General features: G+C 60.7%; 18 protein-coding genes. 13 read left to right on the top strand and 5 right to left on the bottom strand.

The window, feature by feature from the left end; all coding sequences use genetic code 11:
* The 4 genes from E1K68_RS27940 to E1K68_RS22060 form a co-directional block, all read left to right on the top strand.
* A partial coding sequence (locus E1K68_RS27940; protein WP_244858926.1) for a hypothetical protein occupies positions 1–135 on the top strand: 135 nt, incomplete at its 5' end.
* Positions 136–361: 226 nt separating this feature from the next.
* On the top strand, positions 362–1483 hold the full coding sequence (locus E1K68_RS22050) for a glycosyltransferase family 1 protein (RefSeq protein WP_003193890.1): 1122 nt from the start codon (positions 362–364) through the stop codon (positions 1481–1483).
* Positions 1476–2228: a polysaccharide deacetylase family protein gene (locus E1K68_RS22055; protein WP_120248597.1), complete on the top strand. Its 753-nt coding sequence runs from the start codon at positions 1476–1478 to the stop codon at positions 2226–2228. Before E1K68_RS22050 ends, E1K68_RS22055 begins: the two co-directional genes overlap by 8 nt.
* Positions 2216–3325 (top strand): lysylphosphatidylglycerol synthase transmembrane domain-containing protein, encoded by a 1110-nt coding sequence (locus E1K68_RS22060; RefSeq protein ID WP_212614656.1) that lies wholly within the window; start codon positions 2216–2218, stop codon positions 3323–3325. The genes E1K68_RS22055 and E1K68_RS22060 overlap by 13 nt, the downstream gene beginning before the upstream one ends.
* Before the next feature lie 123 nt (positions 3326–3448).
* Here the strand turns inward: E1K68_RS22060 and purU are convergent, their stop codons facing one another.
* Positions 3449–4297: a formyltetrahydrofolate deformylase gene (gene purU / locus E1K68_RS22065; protein ID WP_003193893.1), complete on the bottom strand. Its 849-nt coding sequence runs from the start codon at positions 4295–4297 to the stop codon at positions 3449–3451.
* 351 nt (positions 4298–4648) lie between these two features.
* Between purU and mvaT the strand changes: the two genes are divergently transcribed.
* Positions 4649–5023, top strand: a complete 375-nt coding sequence (mvaT, locus tag E1K68_RS22070) for a histone-like nucleoid-structuring protein MvaT (protein ID WP_003193894.1) — start codon at positions 4649–4651, stop codon at positions 5021–5023.
* Between the two features lie 90 nt (positions 5024–5113).
* Here the strand turns inward: mvaT and sbcB are convergent, their stop codons facing one another.
* A complete protein-coding gene (gene sbcB, locus E1K68_RS22075) occupies positions 5114–6541 on the bottom strand; it encodes an exodeoxyribonuclease I (RefSeq protein WP_057710483.1) in 1428 nt (475 codons plus the stop codon).
* A gap of 166 nt (positions 6542–6707) precedes the next feature.
* Between sbcB and E1K68_RS22080 the strand changes: the two genes are divergently transcribed.
* Genes E1K68_RS22080 through E1K68_RS22105 form a run of 6 tightly spaced genes read left to right on the top strand, consistent with a single transcriptional unit; the run spans position 6708 to position 13378 of the window.
* Positions 6708–7400, top strand: coding sequence for an RDD family protein (locus E1K68_RS22080; RefSeq protein WP_003193896.1), 693 nt, complete (start codon positions 6708–6710; stop codon positions 7398–7400).
* Positions 7397–8377, top strand: coding sequence for a stage II sporulation protein M (locus E1K68_RS22085; RefSeq protein ID WP_212614657.1), 981 nt, complete (start codon positions 7397–7399; stop codon positions 8375–8377). Before E1K68_RS22080 ends, E1K68_RS22085 begins: the two co-directional genes overlap by 4 nt.
* Positions 8364–9893, top strand: a complete 1530-nt coding sequence (locus E1K68_RS22090) for a DUF4129 domain-containing protein (RefSeq protein ID WP_212614658.1) — start codon at positions 8364–8366, stop codon at positions 9891–9893. Before E1K68_RS22085 ends, E1K68_RS22090 begins: the two co-directional genes overlap by 14 nt.
* Entirely contained in the window at positions 9890–11047 is a 1158-nt protein-coding gene (locus tag E1K68_RS22095; RefSeq protein ID WP_169856261.1) for a DUF4350 domain-containing protein, read from the top strand. The genes E1K68_RS22090 and E1K68_RS22095 overlap by 4 nt, the downstream gene beginning before the upstream one ends.
* Positions 11044–12039, top strand: a complete 996-nt coding sequence (locus E1K68_RS22100) for a MoxR family ATPase (protein ID WP_003193900.1) — start codon at positions 11044–11046, stop codon at positions 12037–12039. Before E1K68_RS22095 ends, E1K68_RS22100 begins: the two co-directional genes overlap by 4 nt.
* Before the next feature lie 7 nt (positions 12040–12046).
* Entirely contained in the window at positions 12047–13378 is a 1332-nt protein-coding gene (locus tag E1K68_RS22105; RefSeq protein ID WP_212614659.1) for a DUF58 domain-containing protein, read from the top strand.
* Positions 13379–13430: 52 nt separating this feature from the next.
* Here E1K68_RS22105 and E1K68_RS22110 read toward each other — a convergent pair whose 3' ends face one another.
* Together E1K68_RS22110 and E1K68_RS22115 are read right to left on the bottom strand one after the other, a co-directional pair.
* Entirely contained in the window at positions 13431–13790 is a 360-nt protein-coding gene (locus E1K68_RS22110) for a PilZ domain-containing protein (RefSeq protein WP_034134388.1), read from the bottom strand.
* 221 nt (positions 13791–14011) lie between these two features.
* Positions 14012–14386: a hypothetical protein gene (locus tag E1K68_RS22115; RefSeq protein ID WP_057710487.1), complete on the bottom strand. Its 375-nt coding sequence runs from the start codon at positions 14384–14386 to the stop codon at positions 14012–14014.
* Between the two features lie 173 nt (positions 14387–14559).
* On the opposite strand from E1K68_RS22115, the gene pyk reads away from it, so the two are divergent.
* Entirely contained in the window at positions 14560–16011 is a 1452-nt protein-coding gene (pyk, locus tag E1K68_RS22120; protein ID WP_003193904.1) for a pyruvate kinase, read from the top strand.
* Between the two features lie 163 nt (positions 16012–16174).
* On the opposite strand, the gene E1K68_RS22125 is transcribed toward pyk, so the two are convergent.
* Positions 16175–17116 carry an iron-sulfur-binding ferredoxin reductase gene (locus E1K68_RS22125; protein ID WP_003193905.1) on the bottom strand — a complete coding sequence of 314 codons (942 nt, stop codon included), beginning with the start codon at positions 17114–17116 and terminating at the stop codon, positions 16175–16177.
* Between the two features lie 303 nt (positions 17117–17419).
* Here E1K68_RS22125 and E1K68_RS22130 point away from each other — a divergent pair, with 303 nt between their 5' ends.
* On the top strand, positions 17420–18943 hold the full coding sequence (locus tag E1K68_RS22130) for a fumarate hydratase (protein WP_120248592.1): 1524 nt from the start codon (positions 17420–17422) through the stop codon (positions 18941–18943).
* Positions 18944–19201: the final 258 nt, after the last annotated feature.

Below are 19201 nucleotides of genomic sequence, written 5' to 3' on the forward strand. Positions count from 1 at the left end.
AATATGGACATCACCGAGATCAACACCCTCAACCAGGAAGGGGTGGAAAACCTGCAATCGACCCTGCGCGCCTGCTCGGACCTGGAACAACAGGCCTCGCGTTTGAAGCAATTGGTGGGCAGTTTTCGGATCTGATTAACAACACCGACCATTAAAACGAACGCAAGGCGATCCAATGTGGGAGCGGGCTTGCTGGCGAAAGCAGTCTATCAGTTGAAGATGTACTAACTGACTCACCGCTTTCGCGAGCAAGCCCGCTCCCACAGGGGACCTGCGTTTAACCGACCGGCAAACACACCAATCCCAATCGAACATCTATCCTTACCTCAGGTCCATCTAGGGAGAGCAATGGATCGGAGGGATGTTCATCGTGCATATCGCTGACATAACCATGTTCTACGCCCCGGCCAGCGGTGGCGTACGCACTTACCTTGACGCCAAGCACCGGCGTCTGGCGCTCAAGCCGGGCATTCGCCACAGCCTGTTGATCCCCGGCGCACATTTGAGCGAGCAGGACGGCATCTTCAAAGTACCGGCGCCCGCCCTGCCCTTCGGCAAAGGCTACCGTTTCCCCGTTCGCTTGGCGCCATGGCGAAATGTCCTGCACGATTTACAGCCCGATCTGATCGAAGTGGGCGACCCTTACCTGACCGCCTGGGCAGCCCTGGATGCCCGGCGCCAGTTGGATGTGCCGGTCATCGGCTTCTACCACTCCGACCTGCCACTGCTGGTGAGCAACCGCATGGGGCCTTGGTTTACCCCCAATGTTGAAGCCTATGTGCGCAAACTCTATGGGAATTTTGACCGAGTGCTCGCCCCCAGCCAGGTCATGGCCGACAAGCTCACCGGGCTTGGCGTCAGAAATGTCTTCGTGCAACCCCTGGGCGTAGACCTGCAAACCTTCACCCCTGAGGTACGTGACCCCGGCCTGCGCGCCGAACTGGGGATTGGCGAAGACACTCGGCTACTGATCTTCGCCGGGCGCGGCTCCAAGGAGAAAAACCTGCCGGTGCTGCTCAACTGCATGAAGCGCCTGGGGGATGGCTACCACTTGCTGCTGGTGGGCTCCGGCATGCCGGCCAGCGTGCCGGACAATGTCACCGTGATAGATGGATTCCGGCCCGCCCAGCATGTTGCGCGGCTGATGGCCAGCGCCGACGCCTTACTGCATGGCGGCGACCAGGAGACCTTCGGCCTGGTGATTCTGGAAGCCATGGCCTGCGGTATTCCGGTGGTCGCCGTGGCGGCCGGGGCCTTTACCGAGATTGTCGATGAGCGTTGTGGCCTGCTGTGCGCGCCGAACAACCCCAAGGCCATGGCCGATGCGGTGCGCGAGCTGTTCAGTACCGACAGCCGACGCCTGGGGGCCCAGGCTCGGCGCCATGTCGAGCAGCACTATGCGTGGGACACGGTAGTCGACAGCCTGTTGGGGCATTACTACGCCGTGCTGGGCAGCCATGAACCGATGCTCGCCCATGGCTGAGCGCGCGCTGATGCTGGTACTGCACGACGTGGCACCGCACACCTGGGCCGACTACCGGCCCTTTGTCGAGGCCGTCGACGCACTGGGCAACGTGCCCATCACTTGGCTGGTGGTGCCGGACTTCCATCACCATGACGACTTGGCCGCCCACCGCGATTTTCGGCGCCTGCTCGATAGCCGTGTCGCCAAGGGCGATGAACTCACCTTGCATGGTTACTACCATTGCGACGACCAACCTCGGCCGCGTACGCCAAAAGAATGGTTTATGCGACGCATCTATACCCACGAAGGCGAGTTTTACCAGCTGTCCGAAGCCGAGGCGTTGCGGCGGCTGACCGCCGGCATTGAGGTATTCCAGCGTAATGGTTGGCCGCTGCATGGCTTTGTTGCACCCGCCTGGTTGATGAGCGACGGCACCCGGCAGGCATTGCGCCAGTTGCCGCTGAGCTACACCAGCGACCCACAACATTTTTATCGCCTGCCGGACTTCACGCCTATCAACGCCCCCGGCCTGGTGTGGAGTGCGCGCAGTGCCTGGCGCCGGGGATTATCCAAAGTCCTCAGCGACCGCCGGGAACAGCGGTGGCAGAAGGCCCCGCTGATCCGACTGGGATTGCACCCGGTGGACATGCGCCACAGGTTTTCCCGCGATTATTGGCTGCACACCCTGCAACGCCTGCTCAACGCGGGGCGCGTCCCCCAAACCAAGGCCGCCTGGCTGGCGACGCAGCCATGGGCCGACTGATCTGGTTAATGTTGGCGCTCTTGGTGGCGCTGGTGATCCCACTGTGGCTGGGCGGCGGCGATAGCATTACACGCCTGCGCCAGTTTCCGCTGCCCCAGTTGCTGGGGATGTTCACCATGATCATCGGCTGTTGGCTGATCAACAGCCTGCGCATCCGCCTGTTGCTTGGCGAGCATCGCGCTCGGTTAGGGCCGCTCAAAAGCCTAGGCGTGGTGATATCCACCGAGTTCGCCATGTGCGCCACACCCGGTGGCAGCGGCGGGCCGTTGACCCTGATGGCACTGCTGGCACGTCACGGCGTGCGCCCCGCCCACGGCAGTGCGGTGTTCGCCATGGACCAACTGAGCGACTTGGTGTTTTTTCTCTGCGCACTGGTGGGCATCCTGCTGTATGCGCTGTTTCATAGCATCAGCCCGCGTATGGAGTGGTTGCTGGGGCTCAGCGCCGTGTCGATGGTGGGTGGGGTGATCAGTGGCTGGGCCGTGGTGCATTTTCACCGACGGCTGATTCGCCTGGCGGGTTTGGCACTCAAGGCCATGAAGGTCGGCGCTACCGCCCGCCGACACTGGGCACGCCGGTTGCTGCGTTTTCTTGCGGCGTTCAGCGCCACGCTGAAACTTCCCCGGAGCACCTTGCTTGGGGTCTTTGCGCTGACCAGCCTGCATTGGTTGCTGCGTTACAGCGTGCTGTACCTGGCGCTGCGCGGGTTGGGCGGTGAGGTGCAGTGGGCCTGGAGTTTTCTGATCCAGATGCTGTCGCTGACTGCCGGGCAGTTCAGCCTGGCGCCAGGCGGGGCCGGCGCAGCGGAGCTGACGTGCGCGGCACTGCTGGCGCCCATGGTGGGCACATCCACAGCGGCGGCGGCGATTCTGATCTGGCGAGCGGTGACCTATTACTTCTATTTGCTGGCCGGTGCGCCAGTGTTTTTATTGATGGTCGGCAAACCGCTGCTCAAGCGTCTTTTTCAGGGGCGGCAGGCGGCTCGTCCTGCGCCTGTGTCTGCTCCCATAAACGCGCCGCGCCTGGAAAATCAGTTCCATCCTCGGCATCCAGCGCCTCCGGGTCGTAACGACTCAAACAGCCCTCGCCCAAGGTAGCAGGCGCCCGGGAGGTGGCTTTATCGAGCGGGTCGCTCATGGGAATCTCCTGAAACAGAAATAAAAAAGGGCCTGGAGAGTTTTACCTCCAGGCCCCTGCGTCTTTCAATCAAAACCGCTGAGTCAGAAAACCACGGTCTTGTTGCCGTGCACCAACACGCGATCTTCCAGGTGGTAGCGCAAGCCACGCGCCAACACCATTTTCTCGACGTCACGGCCGAAGCGCACCATGTCTTCAATACTGTCGCTGTGGCTGACGCGCACCACGTCCTGCTCGATGATCGGGCCGGCGTCCAGCTCTTCGGTCACGTAGTGGCAGGTTGCACCAATCAACTTCACGCCACGCAGGGAAGCCTGGTGATACGGCTTGGCACCGACAAACGACGGCAAGAAGCTGTGGTGGATGTTGATCACTTTGCCCGCGTATTCGCGGCACAGCTGCGGCGGCAGGATCTGCATGTAGCGCGCCAGCACCACCACATCCGCGTCGTGCTGCTTGACCAGGCGCGACACCTCGGCAAATGCCGGCTCCTTGTCCTGTGGGTTGACCGGCACATGGTAATAAGGAATGCCATGCCATTCGACCATGCTGCGCAGGTCGTCGTGGTTGGAGATCACGCAAGCAATCTCGCAATCGAGTTCGTCGCTATGCCAGCGGTGCAGCAGGTCTGCCAGGCAGTGGGATTCGCGGCTGGCCATCAGCACCACGCGTTTCTTCTGCTCTGTATCAGTGATGTGCCAGGTCATCGAAAACTCTTCGGCAATCGGCGCAAACGCCTCGCGGAAGGCTTCCAGGCCAAAGGGCAGCGTATCGGCACGGATTTCGTGACGCATGAAAAACCAACCACTGAGATCGTCCGAGTGATGGCTCGCCTCGGTGATCCAGCCATTATGGGAAGCCAGAAAGTTACTGACCTTGGCAACGATGCCAACCCGGTCCGGGCAAGCAATCACCAGCCGAAAAGTGCGCATTAGGGGAAAACTCCAGAACTTCACAAAGGCGGCTATTCTAGCGATTACGCAAAAAAACTGCAGTATTCCCTTGCACCTGATCTTGAGCCCTCGCCGTGGCAACACCCCTTAATCGTGTAAGGTTTTACCACCGCTATATGACGGTACAACGGTATGCTCAGGCCAGTAGCAAAAAATTAACGCGATTATCTTTGCGCATAACGCGTTCTAATTAACTCATCGGCCAGGTTTTCTCACACACATTCAATGTCATTCGCCTGAATAACGTCTTAAATGTTTACTTGATGAAATTGCCTGACTATTATTAGGCCACTCACCCTGTCAATCAGCGTTCTACATAAGGTAGTCCACATGTCACTGATCAACGAATACCGCGCCACCGAAGTAGCTATCAAAGAGCTGCAAGCCCGTTTGAAGAACCTGTCCGAAGACGACAAGCTGAAAACCGAGCTGGAATTCGAAGGCAAATTGCGCACCCTGATGGGTGAATACTCCAAATCCCTGCGTGACATCATCGCGCTGCTGGATCCAGAGTCGAAAGTTAAAGCACCACGTGGCGCTGTGAAAACTACCGGCACCAAGCGTGCTCGCAAGGTCAAGCAGTACAAAAACCCGCACAACGGCGAAGTGATTGAAACCAAAGGTGGCAACCACAAAACTCTGAAAGAGTGGAAAGCCAAGTGGGGCGGTGACGTAGTTGAAGGTTGGGCAACCCTGCTGGGCTAAGCCCGGTCGGACGTTCACCCGATACGTCACACATGAAAAACGCCAGCTTGCTGGCGTTTTTTATTGTCGGAATATTCTGTAGTTATGCGCCTACAGATTCAGGCGCGCCGCTAAGGAATCTACATAGTCCTGCCATTGCGCCAGTACCTGACACTGAAACGATGTAGCACTAACCGCCAACTCCTCACGCGCCTGCTTAAATCCCAACAGGGTATTCGGCGCCCCCCACTGCGCATCCGACAAACGTTGCTGACAGAAAAGTTTCCAGCGTTGTTGCTCCTCATTGTTCAAGGTTTCAGGAAAGTTACGCGCCCGGTAGCGAAATAATAATTCCGGCAAACGATGATCATCGAACGGCCACTGCTGACGGGCCAACTGCGCAGGCTCCGCCATGCGAACTTGCTCACATAAACGACGGTCACGGTCACCAATAAAACCATCGTAGAGCTGCTGCTCCGGGTCCGCGTTCGGCGCAAAGTCTTCCTCGGCATAAATGGCCGCTAACTTGTCCCGCCAAACTTCCTGTGCGTCAGTTAGCCGCAGCGCCCGCGCAAGGCAAGCCTCCTTATCCAGTTGCAGGCGCTCCAGATCTTGCGGGCGCAGCACCTTTAACGGCGCGACCACCGGGCAGCGGTTGATATGCAGCAACTTGAGCGGAACCGGCAGCTCACCTTCGGCCAACTCATCGCGGCGCGTGTAAAGGCGCTGGCGCAGGGTCGCCGCATCCAGGTCCAACAGCCCTTGTGGATCGAGCCCCAGGTCACAGACGATCAAGGCATTGCGATTGCGCGGGTGCCAGGCCAGGGGCAAGACCACGCCCAGGTAATGGCGCTCGGCAGAGAAACGCCCGGAGATATGCACCATCGGTTGCAGCAACCGCACCTCATCCATAACCCGCTGTTTGCTGCGCAGTTGAAACAACCACTCATACAACTTCGGTTGCTTGTCTCGGACCAACCGCGCCAGGGCGATGGTTGCACGCACATCCGACAACGCGTCATGGGCCTGGCCATGGTCGATGCCGTTGGCCTCGGTCAAGCGTTCGAGCTTGAGGGTCACGCGCCCTTCCTGCTCGGGCCAGTTGATGCCCTCCGGCCGCAGGGCGTAGGCGGTGCGCATGACATCGATCAAGTCCCAGCGGCTGTTGCCGCCCTGCCACTCGCGCGCATACGGGTCGAAAAAATTGCGGTACAGACTGTAACGCGTCATTTCATCGTCAAATCGCAGGGTGTTGTAGCCGGCGCCGCAGGTACCTGGCGCGGCCAGCTCGGCGTGCACCCGAGTCATGAAATCGGCTTCGGCAAGGCCCTTCTCGGCGAGGATACCCGGCGTGATACCCGTGATCGCGCACGCTGCCGGATGAGGCAGGATATCGTCGCTGGGCTGGCAATACAGATTGATCGGCGCACCGACCTCATTGAGCTCAAGGTCGGTGCGGATACCGGCTACCTGGAGCGGACGATCGTTGCGCGGGTTGATGCCGGTGGTTTCATAGTCGTACCAGAAAATCGAGGTCACGGGCTATTCCTGTGCTGAAGACCGACAAAGTCTAGGCGCTGCAAGGCGTTTGGGGCCAGCGATACCTTACTGTATAAATATCCAGAAAAACCTCGGGTGGTTGCTTCCATCCTCGACACTGCTAGCATCCGTGTTTCTAAGTCGCCTCGCACTGCCAAGGATCGCAATGCCATCAACGCCTTTGGATACCCACTATCAGATAGAAACGCCGGAGGGCATCGACCTGCCCCTGCGCCCTGCTGGCCTGCCCTCCCGGGCATTGGCGTTTGCATTCGACCTGGGCGTGCGCGGGATCATCATGGGTATCCTGCTGGTGCCACTGGCGTTGCTCGGCAATGTGGGGGTCGGGCTGGGTTCGCTGCTGCTGTTCCTGGTGAGCTGGTGGTACATGGTGTTGTTCGAAGTGCTTAACCAGGGCTGCTCGCCGGGCAAGCAGGTCATGGGCCTGCGCGTGGTACAGGATGACGGCACGCCCATCGGCTGGTCGGCATCGCTGATCCGCAACCTGCTGCGTTTTGTCGACATGCTGCCCTTCGGTTATTTCCTCGGCGCGATCAGCTGCCTGCAGCATCCGCACTTCAAGCGGCTCGGCGACCTGGCGGCCGGTACGCTGGTGGTATACCGCGAACTGCCGCTGGCACGCCCAAGCATCCCTCAAGCACCCGCCCTGCGCCTGCCCTTCGCACTGGCGTTGAGCGAACAGCGGGCCATCCTCGGTTTCGCCGAACGCCAGGCCGAGCTCTCGGCCGAACGGGTGCATGAACTGGCCGCCATCCTCGCAGAGCCTCTGCAGGTGTCTGCACCGCGTGCCGTGGAGCAACTCAACGGTGTAGCCCGTGGTTTGTTGGGGCCGACATGAAGCAGAGCCTTTTTGAAAGCCGCCACCAACACCAATGGCAAACTTTCGCCGAGCAGTTGACGCAACTGGAGCAAGGTAAAGCCAAGGCCACCGACGTTGCCGACTTCCCGCATCAATATCGACGCCTGTGCCAACACCTGGCCCTGGCTCAACAACGCGGCTACAGCAGTTACCTGGTCGACCCGTTGCAACAACTGGCACTGCGCGGCCATCAACAACTGTATCGCCATCGCAGCCAACTGACGGCAAATATACTGGCGTTTCTTCTCGCCGACTTCCCACGCCTGGTACGCGAACAATGGCGCTTCGTGCTGATCGCCGGCCTGCTGTTCTTTGGCAGCCTGGTGGGGATCGCCCTGCTGGTGTACCTGTTCCCCGACCTGGTCTACAGCATCATCAGCCCCCAGCAGGTGGCCGAGATGCAGGGGATGTACAACCCAGACGCCAGCCGCCTGGGCCGCGCTGCCGAGCGTGCCGCCAGCGAAGACTGGATGATGTTTGGCTATTACGTGATGCACAACATCGGCATTGCCTTCCAGACCTTTGCCGCAGGCCTGTTGTTTGGCCTGGGCAGTGTGTTTTTCCTGATTTTCAACGGTCTGGTCATAGGTGCGGTCTCCGGGCACCTTACCGACATCGGCTATGGCCAGACTTTCTGGTCGTTTGTCATTGGTCACGGCGCATTCGAGTTGACCGCCATCACACTGGCCGGTGCCGCGGGCTTGCAACTGGGCTGGTCACTGGTCGCCCCCGGGCGCTTGGCGCGCAGCGAGGCCCTGCGCCTGGCCGCGCGCAAAAGCGTACGGATGCTTTGCGGTGTCATGGTGTTTCTGTTGATCGCAGCCTTTATCGAAGCCTACTGGTCCTCAACCACTCGCATTGAGCCCTGGATCAAATACGCAGTAGGCGTCGCGCTCTGGCTGCTGGTGGCCGCTTACCTGACCCTGGCCGGGCGGAGTCGCCATGCGCCTGACTGACGCCAGCGTAGTGATTCGCCCGCGCACTTCCTGGGAAGCCATGGACCTGGGGGTGCTGATGGCCAGGGAACACCGCGCCCTGCTGATGGGCAGTTGGGCGCTGGTGAGCCTGCCGGTATTCAGCCTGTTGACAGTGCTGCTCTGGAATTACCCGTCTTTGGCCATGTTCCTGTTCTGGTGGCTCAAGCCGGCCTTCGAGCGCTTGCCGCTGTATATTCTTTCCAAAGCCCTGTTTGGTGAGCCCCCCGGCCTCAAACAGGCCGTTCGCCATTGGCCGCAATTGCTCAAGGGGCAACTGTTCGCCAGCCTGACCTGGCGGCGGCTGAGCATGAGCCGCAGCTTCACCCTGCCCGTCAGCCAACTGGAAGGCCTGGGCGGAGACGCCCGTCAACGACGCCTTGGGGTGTTGCTGCAACGCAACGCTGGCGCCGCACGCTGGCTGACGACGATCGGCGTGCACCTGGAAATCGGCCTGTGGTTTGGCGCCATGGCCCTGTTCTATCTCTTCATCCCGCAACAGATCGAACTGGACTGGGACTGGCAACGGCTGATATTGGCGTCAGGCTCGGACGTGCTTTGGCTGGAGCACCTGAGCAATGCCTTCTACGCCCTGATCCTGGTGTTCTGGGAACCTATCTATGTCGCCTGTGGCTTCAGCCTGTACCTCAACCGCCGCACGGTGTTGGAGGCCTGGGACCTGGAACTGGTATTCCGTCGCCTGCGCCAGCGCCTGAGCAACGTCGCACCGCTGTTGTTGCTGGTCGTCGGCTTGGCGCTGCTACACGTCAGCCCACCCGCCATGGCAGATGAAGCCACAGCCCATAAGCCCCTCAGCACCCAGGCCGCCAGCCAATCCATCCAGGCATTGCTGGAAAAGCCACCTTTCAAGAACCCGGAAACCGTCACACGCTATCGGTTTGGCGAAGAAAAAACGCCGGTTAAAAACAAGGCCAAGGGCGACGGCAGGTTACCTGGCTGGCTCCAGGCACTGCTCGACAACTTCAACAGCGACACCTTCAAATACGTCGCCAAAACCTTGGAAATACTGCTCTGGAGCCTTGTGATTGGCGGCCTGGCCCTGGTGTGCTGGCGTTACCGTGAATGGTTGCGCACCTTCGTCAGCCGCCTTGGACCTACTCGCACGGCCGCTCCCTCGCCCGTTCCTGCCCAACTGTTCGGGCTGGAGCTGGGCACCGAGACATTGCCCCAAGACATCGCCAGTACCGCCGAACAGCTATGGCCCACCCAGCCCCGGGAAGCTCTTGGCCTGCTGTATCGTGGTTTGCTCAGCCGGCTGTTGCATGAGTTCGACCTGCCACTGACAAACGCCGATACCGAGGGGCAGGTGCTGGAGCGTGTCCATCATTTGCAACAACCGCAGTTACTCGCGTTCAGCGACGAACTGACACGCCACTGGCAAAACCTGGCCTATGGTCACCGCCTGCCGCCTCCTTCAGCCCAACAAAAACTGTGCAGCGATTGGCGTGCTCTCTTCAGTGGCGGAGCGGGCCAATGAATCGCGCGTTATTGTGGATAGCGCTGTTATCGGCATGCCTGTTGGGTGCGGGCGGCCTTTATGCCTGGCACAAGGCAATTCCCTACGAGGAAGTGGTAGATCGCGGCCCGTCACCAGAGGCACGCGCCAACCCTTACCTGGCCGCTGAGCACTTTCTGCGCCAGCAAGGCGTGGTGGTGGCGCATGCCAATGGCCTTGAACGACTCGCCGAGCTGCCCGCCAAAGGCCATAGCCTGTTGCTGCTGGGGGAGCGCAGCAACATGACCCCGCGCCAGGTCGAACAACTGCTGGGCTGGGCAAAAGCCGGCGGCCACCTGCTATTAGTCGCCGAAGCATTATGGGATGAGGAAACCGGCACCAGCGGTGACCTGCTGCTTGATCGCCTCACTGTCCGTCAAACCTTGAGCGACGCCTTCGACGAACCCGCGCCACCGCGTAAAAAAACCAAGCCGGACCTGACCAAGCTGTATGTCGACAACGAAACGGCACCGGCCTATTTCAGTTTTGACACCGACTTCAACCTCACCGACCCCAAGCATCTGGCGCAGTTTTCCGCCAACAGCGCCAAGTCCAGCCACCTGATGCAACTTGACCTTGGGCAAGGCCGCGTAACGGTGATCACCGACAGCGACCTGTGGAAAACCGCGGATATCGGCAAACATGATAACGCCTGGTTGCTGTGGTACCTGAGCCAAGGCACTGACGTCACCTTGCTGTTCAACAGCGACACAGACGACCTGTTTACCCTGTTGTTGCGTTATTTCCCCCAGGCCCTGGTCACCCTGATTGCGCTGGTTGCCCTGGGGCTGTGGCAGGCAGGCATGCGCCACGGCCCGGTCCAGGCACCGGCGCCCAAGGCGCGTCGCCAGTTGCAGGAACACTTGAAGGCCAGCGCGGATTTCCTGTTGCGCCGCAGTGGCCAGGGCACGTTGTTGAAAGCCTTGCAACACGACATTCTGCGCGCAGCCCGGCGACGCCATCCTGGGTTTGAACACCTCGATGCGCCAGGGCAACGCCAAGTGCTGGAGCACCTTACGCGACAACCCCCTCATATCATCAGCCAGGCGTTAGAGCCCGTTGCGCTGAAGCGGCTTTCCAGCGCCGACTTCAGCCGACAGGTGGCGTGCCTGCAAACCCTCAGGAATGCCTTATGAGCGACTCTCCACTGGCCACCGCCCTGACCGCCGAAAACCTTCAGCATGCCAGCCAGCAGGCCCAGGCGCTGCGCGTGGAATTGCGCAAGGCCGTGATTGGCCAGGACCTTGTGATTGATGACGTACTCACCGCCCTGATCGCAGGCGGCCATGTACTGCTCGAAGGCGTGCCTGGCTTGGGCAAGACCTTGCTGGTACGCGCCCTGGCCCGCTGCTTTGGCGGTGATTTCGCCCGTATCCAGTTCACCCCGGACCTGATGCCCAGCGATGTCACCGGCCACGCCGTGTACGACTTGCAGACCGAACAGTTCAAACTGCGCAAGGGGCCGTTATTCACCCACCTGCTGCTGGCCGACGAGATCAACCGGGCACCGGCCAAAACCCAGGCAGCGCTTCTCGAAGCCATGCAGGAACGTCAAGTGACCCTTGAGGGTGAGGCATTACCCATCGGCCAACCCTTTATGGTGCTGGCGACCCAGAACCCCATCGAGCAGGAAGGCACCTACCCACTGCCCGAGGCCGAGCTGGACCGGTTCATGCTCAAGGTACGAATGGACTACCCAGATGCTCTACAAGAGCTGGATATGGTCCGCGAAGTGACGCGCTCGTCCAAGGCCGACATGCTGGAGGTACAGCCGTTGCGTACGGTGCTGCAAGCCGAGGACGTAGTAACGATGCAGCAAATTGCCAGTGACCTGCCGTTGGATGAGCAGGTGCTCGACTACGCCGTGCGCCTGGCCCGTGCCACGCGCAGTTGGCCGGGGCTGGCCATCGGTGCCGGCCCCAGGGCCTCCATTGCCCTGGTACGCGGCGCCCGTGCCCGTGCGCTGTTGCGCGGTGGCGAATTCGTCACCCCCGATGACATCAAGGGCTGCGCCCTGGCGGTACTGCGTCACCGGGTACGCATCGCACCCGAACTGGACATCGACGGCCTTGAAGTCGACCAGGTGCTCCAGCAGTTACTCGACCAGATTGCAGCACCAAGGCAATGACGCGGCCATGAAACCGACTCGTCTGCTGCTGACCTGGCTGGGCGTTCTGCTCGGCTTGAACATCTTGATGGGCGCCTCGGCAGCGTTGCAGTTCAAAGTGCCCGCCACCTTGCATTCGGTAGCCTGGGGCCTGCTGCTGGCCCTGTTGCTGCTGGCGATGCTGGATGCTGCACGCTTACGTCGCCGCCCTTCGGCCCGCGTGTACAGGGCATTGCCCGGTAGCCTGGCGCTGGGGCGCTGGGAAGAAATACGCCTGTGCCTGGAGCACGACTACCCGCAACCACTGACCGTGCAGGTGTTCGATCACGTGCCCGATGGCTTGGCTGTGGAGAACCTGCCTCAATTCATTCAACTACGCCCCGGTGAACGTGCTCAGTTGGGCTATCGCGTGCGCCCCTTGCGGCGCGGGCACTTCCATTTCAGTCGCTGCGAGCTGCTGCTGCCCAGCCCACTGGGGCTGTGGTCTGCACGACGCTGGGTCGTTACCCACGATGCCACCCGCGTTTACCCGGATTTCGCACGTTTATACGGTGCGCAGTTGCGAGGTGTGGATAACTGGCTGAGCCAACTGGGCGTGCGCCAACATCAGCGGCGAGGATTGGGCCTGGAGTTTCACCAACTGCGCGAGTTTCGTGAAGGCGACAGCCTGCGTCAGATCGACTGGAAAGCCACCGCCCGCCAACGAACGCCCATTGCCCGGGAATACCAGGACGAACGCGACCAGCAAATCGTGTTCATGCTCGATTGCGGCCAGCACATGCGCAGCCAGGATGATGAACTGTCCCATTTTGACCACGCGCTCAATGCCTGCCTGCTGCTGAGCTACGTTGCCTTGAGACAGGGCGATGCCGTAGGGCTGTGCACGTTTGCCAGCGACCAGCCGCGCTACCTGAAGCCGGTCAAGGGCAGTGGCCAATTGAACCTGTTGCTCAATGCGGTCTATGACCTGCAGACCACGCGAAAAACCGCCGACTACCAGGCGGCCGCCAGCCAGTTGTTGGCACGTCAAAAACGCCGGGCGCTGGTGATCATCGTCACCAACCTGCGGGATGAGGAGGATGAAGCGCTGATGGCTGCCGTCCAGCGTATCGGCAGGCATCACCGGGTACTGGTGGCCAGCCTGAGGGAAGAGGTCCTCGACCAACTACGCCAGGCGCCTGTGCAGACACTGCCCGAAGCGCTGGCTTACAGCGGCACGATCGATTACCTCAACACCCGCAACCAACGCCATGATCGCTTGAGTGCTCATGGCCTGTCGGTGCTGGATACCTTGCCATCGGCGCTGGGTGCCGGGCTGGTCACGCGCTATCTGGAGTGGAAAAAGGCCGGGGTATTCTGAGGATGACTGCGCAGGGGCACGCCCAGGAAACGGCCACGACCCCACGCATAATTCAGACAGAGGCCTGCAAAGGATAAAAGCTGAAGTACTGCAACAGCGCGTTGATCAGGTGCCGGTACTCTTCGGGCGCCTCAAGCACGCTGAACCCCGAGTCGTAATGCTGCGGGGTGACATCTTCATGGCTCCACAAGCAGGTTGCCGTGAGGTCAATTGCCTTGAACTCGCCCTGCGCCACCGGCACTTTCAAGCGCAGCTCGAAATCCACGTCGGTCATCATGGGTAACGAGCTGATCAGCATCAGACCGTTTTCAGACACATTTCCAAGATAGCCGATTGGCTTGTCAGTAATACGATTGAACACCTGCAGAAAATACGGCAGTTGATGCCGCTCGATCCGTCGTTCGGTAAACATGGTGAAGTCGCCATCCAATAGCCAAAAATCTGGCCGTGCCAGTGATTCGGAACAAGCAATCGCTCGCTCTCCCTGGATCTCGGTGTGACAACAGCTACCGCTTGTCACCAAACAGCTGCCGAATCCGGGCATTGCATCCGTTCGAATGGGTACTGCACAAACAGACATTCAAAGAATAGCGCAAGACTGGCGACAGGCCAGCCATGAAGCGACAAATACCCTTACAACGACTCAGGCCTTGGTTTTGCCAGGCCTGCAGCCGGCAGATGCCCCAGTTGCTGCAAGGTATCGAGCCGCGCACGGGCTCGATAGGCGTACTCGCTCGACGGGTAGTGGCCGATGATGAACTGATAGGTCTGTGCGGCATCGACAAAGAGTTTCTGGCGTTCCAGGCACTGCCCACGCAACATCGAAACCTCCGGTTGCACGTAGCGGCGAGTTCGGCTCTCGCGATCGACCTGGGACAACTCCAGGGTGACACGCTGGCAATCACCGACCCCATAGGCGCGGTAAGCGTTGTTCAAATGGTGGTCCATCGACCAGCGGGTACAGCCGACAACACTGACGGCCAGGGCAGCAACGAGCAAAATTCGCATGGGGTTCTCCTGTCTTGTGCAGTGTATCGACCCCTGGTCGAAAATCTTCAAGGCGTTTGCCCATTCAACCGCAGCCAAAACAAGCCAATCGTCGATAAGTAGTGCAAACGAACAATGACTACAACGAAAGAGCATAGTAGCCTTCCCCAGCGCTTGAACTCAGGAGTCCGTGCATGTCCGTCCGTCGTACCAAAATCGTCGCCACCCTTGGCCCGGCCAGTAACTCGCCGGAAGTCCTCGAACAGCTGATTCTGGCTGGTTTGGACGTCGCCCGTCTGAACTTCTCCCACGGCACCCCGGACGAGCACAAGGCTCGCGCCAAGCTGGTGCGTGACCTCGCCGCCAAGCATGGCCGCTTCGTTGCACTCTTGGGCGACCTGCAAGGCCCGAAAATCCGTATCGCCAAATTCACCAACAAGCGGATCGAGCTGAAGATCGGTGACAAGTTCACCTTCTCCACCAGCCACCCGCTGACCGAAGGCACCCAGGACGTGGTGGGCATCGACTACCCGGACCTGGTCAAGGACTGCGGCGTCGGTGACGAACTGCTGCTGGACGACGGCCGTGTGGTGATGCGCGTTGACACTGCCACGCCGACCGAACTGAACTGCACCGTGATCATCGGCGGCCCGCTGTCCGACCACAAAGGCATCAACCGTCGCGGTGGTGGCCTGACGGCGCCGGCCCTGACTGAAAAAGACAAGGCCGACATCAAGCTCGCCGCCGAAATGGAAGTGGACTACCTCGCCGTGTCCTTCCCGCGCGACGCCGCCGACATGGAATACGCCCGTAAGCTGCGCGACGAAGCCGGCGGTACCGCCTGGCTGGTAGCGAAGATCGAACGTGCTGAAGCCGTGGCCGATGATGAAACCCTCGACGGCCTGATCAAGGCCTCCGATGCCGTGATGGTTGCCCGTGGCGACCTGGGCGTTGAAATCGGTGACGCCGAGCTGATCGGTATCCAGAAGAAGATCATCCTGCACGCACGCCGTCATAACAAAGCGGTGATCGTTGCGACCCAGATGATGGAGTCGATGATCCAGAACCCGATGCCGACCCGTGCCGAAGTGTCCGACGTGGCCAACGCCGTGCTCGACTACACCGACGCCGTGATGCTCTCGGCTGAAAGTGCCGCCGGCCCGTACCCGCTGGAAGCCGTGCAGGCCATGGCGCGTATCTGCGTCGGTGCCGAAAAGCACCCGACCAGCAAGACCTCCAGCCACCGCATCGGCAAGGTTTTCGAAAGCTGTGACCAGAGCATCGCCCTGGCTGCCATGTACACCGCCAACCACTTCCCGGGTGTCAAGGCCATCATCGCCCTGACCGAAAGTGGCTACACGCCGTTGATCATGTCGCGCATCCGTTCCTCGGTGCCTATCTACGCGTTCACCCCACACCGCGAAGCCCAGGCCCGCGCGGCCATGTTCCGCGGCGTGTACACCATCCCGTTCGACCCGGCGTCGCTGGCACCGAACGAAGTCAGCCAGAAGGCGATCGACGAGTTGGTCAAACGCGGCGTCGTGGAGAAAGGCGACTGGGTCATCCTGACCAAGGGCGACAGCTACCACACCACCGGTGGCACCAATGGCATGAAGATCCTGCATGTGGGCGACCCGCAGGTCTGAGTGAAAGGCTGAAAAACAAAAGCCCCGCCATGTGAATGGCGGGGCTTTTTGCATTTCACTGCAAGCCAATATGTCGAATTTCAGGGCCTCATCGCAGGCAAGCCAGCTCCCACAGTAGTCCGTGTCTGGTCAGACAATTCGGTCTACTGTGGGAGCTGGCTTTTCATAAATTGGAAGGACTGGACAGAAACACATCCGCCAGCAATTGATTACGCGGCAGTCCCGCCAGAAACAAGCGCTTGGAAAACGCCTCGACGCTGGCGGGGTGCCCGCAGAGCAAGGCCAGGGTTTGCCGGGAAACAAGCCGCAGTTGCGCCAATGCCGGCTGCAACTGCGCCGCAGTCCATAGCTCCACGGTCAGGTTCCCATGCTTGGCGGCAAGGGCTGCCAGGGGTTTAGTCAGGTAATGAGCCTCGGCCTCATGGGCGAGGTGAATCACGCGAATCTCGCCTTGGTGATCCTGGCGCAGTGCCTCGCGCAACACCCCCCATAAGGGCCCCAGGCCGGTACCGGAGGCCAGCAGCCACAATGGCCGCGATTGCCAGTCGGGATCATAGTGCAGCGCTCCGCCCCGCAGTTCGCCCAGGCGCAGAGGCTCACCGACCTTCAACTGTCGCGCGGCATCGCTGAATGCACCAGGCTGGCGGCACTCGATATGAAACTCCAGGTACGGCTCCTCCTGAGGCAGGCTCGCCAGAGAATAAGGGCGCGCCACCTGCCCCGCCCACAGCACCAGATGCTGCCCGGCGCTGTACCGCAGAGCACGTTCCGGTTGCAGGCGCAGGCGCAGTACCGTCGAACTCAGCCAATCGGCGCCCACCACCTGGGCGGGCAGGCCATCGCGCTGGGGGTCAAACGCTTCGACCTTCAGGTCCGCACTGACCCGGCACTGGCACGCCAGGCGCCAACCTTGCTGGCGTTGCGTCGGGCTGAGGGCTTCGGGCTGCTGGTCGTCGACCTTACCCTCGCAACGCACCAGGCACGCATGGCAACTGCCGGCTCGGCAACTGAAGGGCACGGCCACGCCGGCCTGATTCAAGGCATCCAGCAGGTTGCTGCCGGAGGTGACCGACCAGTGGCGTTCGCCGACGTAGAGTTCAGGCATAACGCCGTTACCTCTCTAGGTAGGAGCGAGCTTGCTCGCGAAGATCGCTAACGATAACGCGGACAACCAGATGAAACCCACCAGATTCACGCTTTTCGCGAGCAAGCTCGCTCCTACAGATAACCGGGCCGGGCATTCGTGACCATAGTCGGGTGTATCGGCCACCGTGCCGGGTTATACTGCCGCGCCTTTTTAGCGTCGCGCCTGCACCATTCTGGCGTGCCTTGGAAAGATGGCTTCAGCCGACCGATGCAACACTGACGCCATCTTTATTGAATGTTCCCTTATAGAGGAGCGCGACTCATGACCGTGATCAAGCAAGACGACCTGATTCAGAGCGTTGCCGACGCCCTGCAATTCATTTCCTACTACCACCCCGTTGACTTCATCCAGGCCATGCACGAAGCCTACCTGCGCGAAGAATCGCCGGCAGCCCGTGATTCCATCGCCCAGATCCTGATCAACTCGCGCATGTGTGCCACCGGCCACCGCCCGATCTGCCAGGACACCGGTATCGTCACCGTGTTCGTGCGCGTGGGTATGGACGTGCGTTGGGACGGCGCCACCATGGGCCTGGACGACATGATCAACGAAGGCGTGCGTCGCGCCTACAACCTGCCGGAAAACGTCCTGCGCGCCTCGATCCTCGCCGACCCGGCCGGTGCCCGCAAGAACACCAAGGACAACACCCCAGCGGTCATCCACTACTCCATCGTCCCGGGCAACACCGTGGAAGTGGACGTGGCGGCCAAGGGTGGCGGTTCCGAGAACAAGTCGAAAATGGCCATGCTCAACCCGTCCGACTCGATCGTTGACTGGGTGCTCAAGACCGTTCCGACCATGGGCGCCGGCTGGTGCCCACCTGGCATGCTCGGCATCGGCATCGGCGGCACCGCCGAGAAAGCCGCGGTAATGGCCAAGGAAGTGTTGATGGAGTCCATCGACATCCACGAGCTGAAAAAGCGCGGCCCGCAGAACCGTATCGAAGAAATGCGCCTGGAGCTGTTCGAGAAGGTCAACCAACTGGGCATCGGCGCCCAGGGCCTGGGTGGCCTGACCACGGTGCTCGACGTAAAGATCATGGACTACCCGACCCACGCCGCCTCCCTGCCGGTGTGCATGATCCCCAACTGCGCCGCCACCCGTCACGCGCACTTCGTGCTCGACGGTACGGGCCCGGCGTCGCTGGAAGCGCCACCGCTGGACGCCTACCCGGAAATCGTCTGGGAAGCCGGCCCATCGGCCCGTCGCGTCAACCTCGACACCCTGACCCCGGAAGAAGTGCAGAGCTGGAAGCCGGGCGAAACCGTACTGCTCAATGGCAAGATGCTCACCGGTCGCGACGCGGCGCACAAGCGCATGGTCGAGATGCTGAACAAGGGCGAAACCTTGCCGGTGGACCTCAAGGGCCGCTTTATCTACTACGTCGGCCCGGTTGATCCGGTGCGCGAAGAAGTGGTTGGCCCTGCTGGCCCGACCACCGCGACGCGGATGGACAAGTTCACCCGCCAGATCCTCGAGCAAACCGGCCTGCTGGGCATGATCGGCAAATCCGAGCGCGGCCCGACCGCCATCGAAGCGATCAAGGACCACAAGGCCGTGTACCTGATGGCCGTGGGCGGCGCCGCTTACCTGGTGGCCCAAGCCATCAAGAAGTCGCGCGTGGTTGCCTTCGCCGAACTAGGCATGGAAGCCATCTACGAGTTCGACGTCAAAGACATGCCGGTCACCGTTGCAGTGGACAGCAAAGGCGAGTCCGTCCACATCACCGGTCCTGCCATCTGGCAGAAAAAGATCAGTGACAGCCTGGCGGTAGAAGTGCAGTAAGCACCTGCTCCAAAAGAAAAAAGGCGACTGCAGCCCCATGGCCCAGTCGCCTTTTTTATGCCTGAAGCAAGGGAGCTGCTCATGCTCTTGCTCTGCTTTTGATCTTGATCTTGATCTCAGGCGCCCCGTTAAACCACGCTGGCCGGAATTCGACAGGGATTTGGGGGGGGTAAACCGGCAGGGATGCCGGTTTAGCCGCCCAAATCACTGGCGGATTACGGGCACACCGAGCCTAAGCGAGGTGCCGAGTGGTGGGGC

The sequence above is a fragment of the Pseudomonas sp. B2021 genome, from assembly GCF_018135665.1.
Taxonomy (GTDB): domain Bacteria; phylum Pseudomonadota; class Gammaproteobacteria; order Pseudomonadales; family Pseudomonadaceae; genus Aquipseudomonas; species Aquipseudomonas lactis.